General features: G+C 70.3%; 4 protein-coding genes. All 4 read left to right on the top strand.

Annotated features, from left to right (window positions below; translation table 11 throughout):
* Positions 1 to 520: 520 nt before the first annotated feature.
* The 4 genes from ACZ6N8_RS18755 to ACZ6N8_RS18770 are packed head-to-tail and all read left to right on the top strand — an operon-like array spanning position 521 to position 8,920.
* Complete coding sequence (locus tag ACZ6N8_RS18755) at positions 521 to 3,805, top strand: non-ribosomal peptide synthetase (RefSeq protein WP_466011444.1); 3,285 nt, start codon at positions 521 to 523, stop codon at positions 3,803 to 3,805.
* Positions 3,805 to 7,557, top strand: coding sequence for a non-ribosomal peptide synthetase (locus ACZ6N8_RS18760; protein ID WP_466011445.1), 3,753 nt, complete (start codon positions 3,805 to 3,807; stop codon positions 7,555 to 7,557). Before ACZ6N8_RS18755 ends, ACZ6N8_RS18760 begins: the two co-directional genes overlap by 1 nt.
* Positions 7,558 to 7,562: 5 nt before the next feature.
* Positions 7,563 to 7,739, top strand: coding sequence for an MbtH family protein (locus ACZ6N8_RS18765; RefSeq protein ID WP_466011447.1), 177 nt, complete (start codon positions 7,563 to 7,565; stop codon positions 7,737 to 7,739).
* Complete coding sequence (locus ACZ6N8_RS18770; RefSeq protein WP_466011448.1) at positions 7,736 to 8,920, top strand: acyl-CoA dehydrogenase family protein; 1,185 nt, start codon at positions 7,736 to 7,738, stop codon at positions 8,918 to 8,920. The genes ACZ6N8_RS18765 and ACZ6N8_RS18770 overlap by 4 nt, the downstream gene beginning before the upstream one ends.
* Positions 8,921 to 8,955: the final 35 nt, after the last annotated feature.

Below are 8,955 nucleotides of genomic sequence, written 5' to 3' on the forward strand. Positions count from 1 at the left end.
CCCGGGGATGTCCGGTCCACTCGCGGGCCGTGCCGATCAGCCGTGAATTGTCGACAGTGGACGACGAAGGTGCGTCAACCACGGCATCTATCGGTCGCTGTTGACACTCTTCGCGACCACTGGGCAGGATGGGACCTCTCGAGCGACTGATCGAAGGATCAGGATTGCCGAGGCTGTGCCGCCCTGAGACCGGCCACCATCCCGATCCAGGATCGGACCGGTGGCGACGCGGGTGACGCCGCGCACCACGTGGAGTGGCGGCAGACAGTGGATTGAGAAGCGGGGGAACGCTAGTGAGTGCTGCTCGACATCAAGGCTTCAGGTCGATTCCGTCCGGACCCGGCATACCCGATGCCGCACCAGGTCATCCGTGGCCTGCGGCGCCGCACCTGCCCTGCGGCGCGCTGACGCGCGCCCGCGCCCGCTGACGAGACCTCCACTTCGTCATTCCCGCTCCGCCGGACACGACCGGTCGCTGCACTGACCCCTCGTGTCCATCGACGACTGCTGGAGTACCCGCATGCCTTCGACCGGCCCGGCATCCTTCGCCCAGGAAAGACTCTTCTTCATCGACCAGATCGAGCCCGGCTCGCCGGGTTACGTGGTGGCCTGCGCGCTGCACATGACCGGCGTCGTCGACGGCGACGCCCTGCGCGGCGCGCTGTCCGATCTCGCCGCTCGACACGAGCCGCTGCGGACCACCTTCGCGGTGCGCGACGGTGCCCTGACCCAGACCGTGTGGGAGGACCTGCCGGTCGAGTTGCGGGTCACGCCGAGGCCCTGGGCGGACCGGCGCGCGCAGGACGACCAGGTCCGGGCGTACGTCGCGCGGGAGGTCGGCCGGCCCTTCGACCTCACCGCCGGGCCGGTTGTCCGGTACGCCCTGCTCTCCTGGTCGGATCGAGAGCACGCGCTGGTCGTGCTGGCCCACCACATCGCCTGTGACGGCTGGGCCCTCGGAGTCCTGCTGCGGGATCTCGCCACGGCCTACCGGAACCGGGCCGCCGGTCGAGGCGGGCTTGACGTAGCCGCGTCCTATCTGACGTACGCCCGGGAACAGCGCGACAGGTGGAAAAACGGTGACTCCGACGGGCTCGGCTACTGGACCGAGGCGCTCACCGGTGCCCCCAACCTCGACCTTCCCACCGACCACTCCCGACCGGCGATTCTCGGCTCCGCGGGCGGGGTCGTCCGGGCAGATCTCGACCCCGAGCTGCTTCGCCTGCTGCGTCAGCAGGCCCAGGTTCAGGGCGTCAGCTTGTTCATGGTGTTGCTGGCGGCCTACGCCCGACTGCTGACGACGTATGTACGCCAGCCCGAGGTGGTGATCGGCGTACCGGTGGCGAACAGACTCGACGAGGACGAGGACGACATGGTCGGCTGCTTCGTCAACACGCTGCCGATGCGGATCCGGGTGGGGGACCAGCCGGACTTCGCCCAGCTTCTGCAACACGTACGGGAGGTGGCGCTCTCCGGCTTCGGCTACCAGGACGTGCCGTTCGAACGGATCGTGCGCGCGCTGGCGCCGGAGCGCGAGCGCAGCCGCAACCCGCTGTTCCAGGTCTCCTTCACCCTGCAGAACTTCACAGTGGAAGTACCCGACCTGGTCGGCTTGGAGGTGGCCGAGATCGACGTGGAGGTCGAGGCCGCCAAGTTCGAGCTGGCGTTGACCGTCGACATCTCCGGTGCCCGGCCCTTCAGCCGGTTGGAGTATCAGGCGGACCTGTTCACCGTGGAGACCGCCGAGGCCCTGCTAGGGCACTTCCAGCATCTGCTGGCGACAATCGCACCTGCCCTCACCGGCGAGCCGCAGGCGCCGACGATGGTCTCCAAGGCCGAGGCTGATCAGCTGGTCGCGTTGGGGTCGCCGGACAACGCCCCCGACAGCCACGCGGAGTCAGTGCTCGCACGGTTCGAAGAACATGCCCGCACCACACCGACGGCAGTGGCGTTGCGTTACGGGGGCGCCAGCCTCGGCTACGGCGAACTGGACCGGCGGGCCGCACTGCTCGCGGCCCGTCTGCGACGACTGGGAGTGCGGACCGGGGAGCTGGTCGGCCTCTGTCTCGACCGGTCACCGGACACGGTGGCAGCGATCCTGGCGATCTGGAAGGTGGGCGCGGCGTACCTGCCGTTGGATCCCGGCTATCCGCCCCAGCGGCTGCGGCTCATCCTGGACAGCTCTGCCGCTTCTGTCGTACTGGTCCAACCTCACACTGCTGCGGCGGTGGAGTCCGTCGCGGCGCAGCGGGGGATCCGGCTCGTCGACGTGACCACGCCGCAGCCATCGGACTCACCAGCCGGCCCGGCCGTCCCCTCGGCGGCCGGGGATGCCGACCTTGCGTACGTCATCTACACCTCTGGATCAACCGGAGTTCCCAAGGGCGTGATGGTCGGCCGCACCGGCGTGGACCTGCTCTTCGCCGCGTGCCCCGGCGGTCTGCGGGTCGGCCCCGAAGACGTGTGGCTGTGCGCGCACTCCTTCGCGTTCGACTTCTCCGTCTGGGAGATCTGGGGGGCCCTGGCGTACGGCGGCACCGTGGTGCTCGCCGAAAACGCCGACGTGGTCGACCCGGCGCGCCTGGCCGCGCTCGTCCACACCGAGCGTGTGACCGTGCTCAGCCAGACTCCCGGCTCGCTCTACCGCCTGCTGCCTGAGCTGGTCCGCCGTACGCCGGCCCTCGGCATGCTGCGGTACGTCGTCTGCGGCGGCGAGGCACTCAGCTGGTCGCGCCTAGCCGACCTGCTGGCCGGCGTCGAGGCCGACACCCGCTTCGTGAACATGTACGGCATCACCGAGGGGACCGTCCACGTGAGCGCGCGAGAGGCGACGGTTGCTGAGCTGCCGGGGGTGCGGGAGGGCGACATCGGCCGTCCCCTGCCGTCCGGGCGCTGCTATGTCTTGGACCCCCAGGGGCGTCCCGCCGGGACGAACGTGCCGGGGGAGCTGTACATCGGCGGCCCGCTGGTGGCCCTGGGCTACCTGGGCAACCGGGAGTCGACCGCCGAACGATTCCGGCCCGACCCGTACCGACCGGGCGGCACGATCTACCGCACCGGTGACATCTGCCGGTGGAGTTCCCGCGGGGAGCTGCTCTACCTGGGCCGGGAGGACGGTCAGGTGCAGCTGCGTGGTCACCGGGTCGAGGTCGCCGAGGTCGAACGGGTGCTCCTGCGGGACGCCTCGGTTCGCGCCGCCGTCGTCCTGGCCACCGACGACCAGTTGGTTGCCTTCGTCGTACCCGTCGATCGTGGACCCGACCTGCCGGCGCTGATCCGGCAGGTGCGCGAGGCCCTACCGGCCTACATGGTGCCGTCCCGGACGGTCGTGGTCGCCGACATCCCGCTGACCACGCACGGCAAGGTGGACACTGAGGCCCTGCTCGCCCGGGCGGGCACGGTCGACCCGCCGGCGCCCCCGGCCGGCGCGCCACCTCCCGACTCCCCGCTCGAGCGGCAGCTGCTGGAACTCTGGGCCACCGTGCTCGGCCATTCCGACGTCGGCCCACAGGACAACTTCTTCGACGTGGGCGGGCACAGCTTCGCGCTCATGACCCTGCAGAGCCTGATGGCCGAACGGGGTCTGTCGATCAGCGTCACCGACCTGCTCCGGCTCGGCACAATCGCGGCCTGCGCGGCCCACCTGCGTACCGGCCCGGTGTCGCCGTCGGACAGGGCCGACCGTGGGCACCGCCGGCGGGCAGGTATGCGACGACTGGCCGATCGATCCGCCCGGCCGGCGGACGCGCGCCGGTCGCACACCGAGCCGACGGCCTCCGATGCTCAGTCGACCAGGGAGAACTGATGACAGGTTACGAAGCCCCACTGTCATTCGGGCAGCAGCGCCTCTGGTTCCTCGAGCAGCTCGCGCCCCGCAACACGGGGTACGTCAACCAGGACGCCAGCATGCTGGTGGGGGATCTGGACGAGGCCGCGCTGACAGCGGCGCTGCGGACCATCGTGGCGCGGCACGAACCGCTGCGGACCCGATTCCGCTGGTCGGACCGCGACGCCGCTCCGGTCCAGTGGGTGCGGCCCACCGGACAGATCCCGCTGACCATGACCGAGGCCATGGATGTGCTCCCGGCGGACCGGGTCTCGTTCGTACAGGACTTCGCCCGGGCCGAGGCCGCGCGTGGCTTCGACCTTGAGTCCGACGACCTGGTGCGCTGCTACCTCGTGCGCTGGGCGCCGAGCGCGCACGCGTTGCTGATCCTGGCCCACCACATCGTTGTCGACGGGTGGTCGCTGACGAACCTGCGCCGGGAACTGGCGATCGCCTACAACGCCGAGGTGGCCGGTGCGGAGCCCGATCTGCCCGAACTGACCATCCAGTACGCGGACTTCGCCCTGTGGCAGCGCGACCAGCTCGGCGACGCGCAGGCGGGGGAGGAACTCGCCTTCTGGCGGGGTTACCTGGACGGCGCGCCGAGCGTCTTGGAACTGCCGACCGACAAGCCCCGGCCGGACCGCCAGACGATGGCCGGCGACCTGCTGCATCTCAATCTGCCGCGAGCCGTCCTGGATGCTGCCCAGCAGTTGGCCACTGCCACTCGGACGACGCTCTACATGGTCCTCACCTCGGCGATGTCGGTGGTGCTCAGTCGGTACTCCGGCCAATCAGAGATCGTCTTCGGCACACCGGTCGCGGGTCGGACCCGGTCGGAGTTCGAACCCATGATCGGTCTCTTCCTGAACATGATCTCCGTGCGTGCCACTGTCCGTCCGGACGAGTCGTTCGAGGAACTGCTCAGGCGTACGCGGACGGCGGTGCTGCGTGCGCTGAGTCACCAACAGCTGCCCTTCGAGCAGGTCGTACAGGGGCTCGCCGTCGAGCGGCGGCCCGACTTCTCTCCCGTGTTCCAGGTGTCGTTGAGCGTCAACAACCTGCCGGATCATCCGATGGAGCTGACCGGCATCCACGTCGAGAAGATCAACATAGAGCTGCAGGGCGCCCGGTACGACCTGACGACGGACTTCGCGCCGCTCCCGGACGGCCTGCGGCTACGTCTTCAGTACAACTCTGACCTATTCGAGTCCGACACGGTGCGACGGCTGGCCGGCCACCTCACCACCGTCTTGACCTCGGCGGCACGTGACCCGCGTACCCCGGTGCGGCTGCTGCCCCTGCTCGACGACGTCGAGCGGGACACGATGCTGCGCCTCTCGGCCGGCAGCGCCACCCGCGGCCCGGTCGCGCCGGCCGAGGATGTGCTGACCCGCCTGGCCAGCCAGGTGGAGAAGGCACCCGACGCCCCCGCCCTGCACGGCGAGCACGCAACGCTGAGCTACCGGCAACTCGACGAGGCCTCCGACCGGGTCGCCGCCGCCCTGGCCGCGCACGGCGTGCGCACCGATGACGTAGTAGCGGTGATGATGGACCGGACTCCGGAGTGTGTCGCAACCGTCCTCGGCATCTGGAAGGCCGACGCCGCGTTCCTCCCGGTGGATCGTCGGCAGCCGACCGACCGGCTCCACCACATGCTTCGGGAGACACGCGCGGCGCTGCTGGTCATCGACGAGCGCAACCGCGATCCGCAGGGCGAGGCGATCGCCGCCGGCCTACCGCGGCTGGCCTACGAGTCGCTGCCCTCGCAGCCGATCCCGGCCCGGCGCGACGCCCCCCGCCCTGACCAACTGGCCTACGTGATGTACACCTCGGGCTCCACTGGCATGCCCAAGGGCGTGCGGGTCTCCCGTGGCGCGCTGGCCAGTCTCTGCGCCGCGGCCCTGGAGGTGGTGCAGCCGACCGACCGGGACGTCACGTTGGCCGTCACCACCTTTGCCTTCGACATCTCGTTGCTGGAGTATCTCGTCCCGCTGATGGTCGGCGGGTCCGTACGCCCGCTCGCCGGCAGCGCGGCCGACGTCTCCGCCGTGCAGCGGGCGCTGGACGCGGCGCCCGCTGTCTCCCTCTCCGGTGGAACCCCAACGATCTGGAGGTCGCTGCTCGGCGCCGGTCTGCGGTTGCCCGACGGGATCCGACTGATGCTCGGGGGCGAACCGATGCCCGCCGAACTCGGACCGCTCCTGCTCAACCAGGGTGTCGAGTTCTGGAACTTCTACGGCCCCACCGAAGCCACTGTCTACGTCACCGCGGCGCGGTACCGACCGAGCATCACCGGCAAGGGCACCGAGCAGCCATGCTTCGCGTCGGCCGACATCGGGCGGCCGTTCGGCGACAACACCGTGTACGTGCTCGATGACGGAATGCAACTGTGCCCGATCGGTGTGCCGGGGGACGTCTACCTGGCTGGGCCGCAATTGGCCCTCGGTTATCAGAACCGGCCCGGGCATAGCGCCGAACGGTTCGTCGCCGACCCGCACGGGTTGCCCGGCGACCGGATGTACCGCACGGGCGACGTGGCGCGGTGGTCGGCCGAGGGGCGGCTGCTGTTCCGGGGGCGGGTGGACTCGCAGGTCAAGATCCGAGGATTCCGGGTCGAGCTGACGGAGATCGAGTTCCACCTGCGCGCCCATCCCGGGGTGGCCGATGCGGTGGTGGGTGTGCGGGAGCAGTCGGGCGTACCACAGTTGGTGGCACGGCTCGTCGCCGGCGGCGCCAGTCCTCCGGACGAGGCACGACTGCGCGCGCACCTGGCTGGGGTGCTACCGGAGTACATGGTGCCGGCCGTGCTCAGCTACACCGACGCGCTGCCGGTGTCCGACAACGGCAAGGTGGACCGCAGGGCCGCTTTGGCCCTGCCGGATCAGGGCAGCACGCCGGTCGAGGATGGGGAACAGCTCGACGCAGAGCCGGTCACCGACCTGATCCGTCATCTGTTCGCGGACGTGCTCGGCCGGCCGGTCGGCACGGGATCGAACTTCTTCGAACTCGGCGGCAACTCCCTGCTTGCCGTCCAGGTGCTGCTGCGCCTGCAGGACATCTTCCGTCGCAACTTCGAGGTGGCGGACGTCTTCGCCGCGCCGACCGCGGCCGCGCTCGGCGCCAGGATCACCGCCGCCGGTGACGACGACGAGGTCGAGCTGCTCCTTCCGCTGCGCACGGCCGGCTCCGCACCGCCGGTGATCTGCCTGCCGCCGCGTACCGGCAGGGGCTGGTGCTACGCGGGCCTGCTGCCCCACATTCCGCAGGAGTTCCCGGTCTGGGGCCTGCAATCAGCGGAACTCGCCAGGGGTGAGGCGATCTCCTCTCTCGGCGACGTGGTGGCGGAGTTCCTCGACGAGATCGAGGGATTGACTTCGTACGGCCCGTGCGTCCTGCTCGGATGGTCCTTCGGCGGCGCGCTCGCCCATGAGCTCGCCAGCGGGCTGCGCGACCGCGGCGGGGACGTTCCGCTGGTGGTCATGTACGACGCGGTGGCGCCGCTGCGCCCCGAGAGCCCTGACCAGCCAGCCGACCTGCTCTTCTTCGCAGCCCATGGGCACGACGCAGGCGAGCGCGCGACGGACTGGGCGGGCCGTTACGAGGGCCACGTCTCCGTCGTGCCGACGGGTGCGGCCCACCTGCGGATGTTCGACCCGGAGCCGCTGGCGGAGACCGGAGCGGCCCTCACCGCTCGTCTGCGCGCCATCCTCGACGGAACAGGCAGGTGACGGCGATGGCAGACCCCTTCGACGAGGAAGGGACGTTCCTCGTCCTGGCCAACGGGCGTGGTCAGCTCTCGCTCTGGCCGGCTCTGCTGCCGCAGCCGCCCGGCTGGACGGAGACGTTTGGCCCCGCGCCTCGGACGGATTGCGTGAACCACGTCGAGCAGAGCGCGGAGTTACCCAAATGACCAGCTATCCGGCGAGCGTGCAGCAGCCCCTGACGGCCCGGGTCCGCAGGGTGACCAAGGTGGCGGCGGCGGCGGCGGACCAGGTCGACGCCGACGCCGAGCCGCCGCTCGCCGCCGTCGCAGCCCTGCGCGAGCAGGGACTGCTCGGCCCGGCGCCCACCCCGGGCGAGTCGGTCTGGACGGGGAGGCAGGTGGCAGCTGTCGCCTCCGCACTCGGTGGCGCCTGCGCCTCGACTGCGATGGTCTGGGCGATGCACCAGGGGCAGATGCAGAGCGTCGTCAGCCAGCCCACCCTCACCGATGAGCTGCGCGCCTTCCTCGACCAGGCCTGGTCGGCGCAGCCCCTGATAGCCAGTCTGATGTCGGAGCGGGGAGCCGCCGACCCACGTCAAGGCAATGCCTACTGCGATCGGGCGCCGGACGGAACGATCACGATCACCAAGGAGGTGTCGGTCTCCTCGTACCTGAGCATCGCCGACGCCGCGCTGGTCGTGGCCCGGCCCGACCAGAACGCCCCTCGGACGGACCAGGCACTGGTGCTGGCCAAGACGGCCGACATCGACATCGAACGCCCCACCCCGTGGCTGGCGATGGGTATGCGTGGCACCGCGAGCGGAGGCTGCCGGGCCGTCGTCTCGACCTCGGACCGATACGTCCTGGCCGACTCGTTCAGCCTCACGGGCGGTCGCACGATGACGCCGCTGACCCATCTCGGCTGGGCCGGCTGCTGGTGGGGCATCGCCGCCGCGGCGGCGGATCGCGGCCGGCAGTGGTTGCGTCGCCGGGCCGGTACGGGAGACCTGGCCGCCGCCAAGACGCTGCGGCTCGGCCACATCGCCCAGTCGCTGGACCAGGTGCGGGCGCAGATCAGGGCCTTCGCCGATGAGTACGACCTGGCCACCGCCACCGGCCGGTACGACAGCGGCATGCCCAGGCGTGCCAACAACGTTCGCTTGTCGGTCGCTGAGACGGCCTTCAGCGCGGTGGTCGACGCGATCGAGCTGATCGGCGTCGACGCATACCGCGAGGCGCAGGCCAGCCCGTTCAGCCTGAGTCGGCACCTACGGGACGTCACATCGGCCCGCGTGATGATCAGCAGTGACCGGATCCGGCTGGCGAACGGAACGCTGGCGCTGATGCCGGAGACCGACCCGGTCGAGGAGCTCGACCAGCGTGCATGAGGTGAACGGCGGCCCGCCCACCGGCCACCGGCAAG

This window comes from Micromonospora sp. NPDC047521, from assembly GCF_055587305.1.